A 363-nucleotide genomic window follows, 5' to 3' on the forward strand; every position below is an offset into this window, starting at 1 on the left:
AAGCAGACAGGCCGTCTGCACATCATTACAAAAGATGGCACGGAGATCCCCGTCAGCCGCTCTTACACCGCGGCGGTACAGGCCCGTTTTGCCGCGCTTGCCCCTGCCCGTTAAGAGTTTCTGTCGATTCCGGAATTTATGGGGTTCCGTTCTCAAAAACATTTGCCTATAAGCCGCTTCTAGCCTGAAAACATTAGAATTGCGCTCCCCGGCCGGTGATCTTCCACCCTGGCCGGTGTTTTGCGCAACCGAAAAGCGGAACGAGAGAGCCCATGCCGAAGCGCCAAGATATCAAGTCCATCCTCATCATCGGCGCGGGACCGATCGTTATCGGTCAGGCATGTGAATTCGATTACTCCGGCA

Annotated in this window: 1 pseudogene; it reads left to right on the top strand. The window is 55.1% G+C overall.

What is annotated here, in order from left to right:
* Nucleotides 1-114, top strand: a pseudogene (locus EN807_RS37210) (DNA-binding response regulator); the annotation flags it as partial.
* Between the last annotated feature and the right edge of the window lie 249 nt (nucleotides 115-363).

This window comes from Mesorhizobium sp. M5C.F.Ca.ET.164.01.1.1, assembly GCF_004792125.1.
GTDB lineage: Bacteria > Pseudomonadota > Alphaproteobacteria > Rhizobiales > Rhizobiaceae > Mesorhizobium > Mesorhizobium wenxiniae.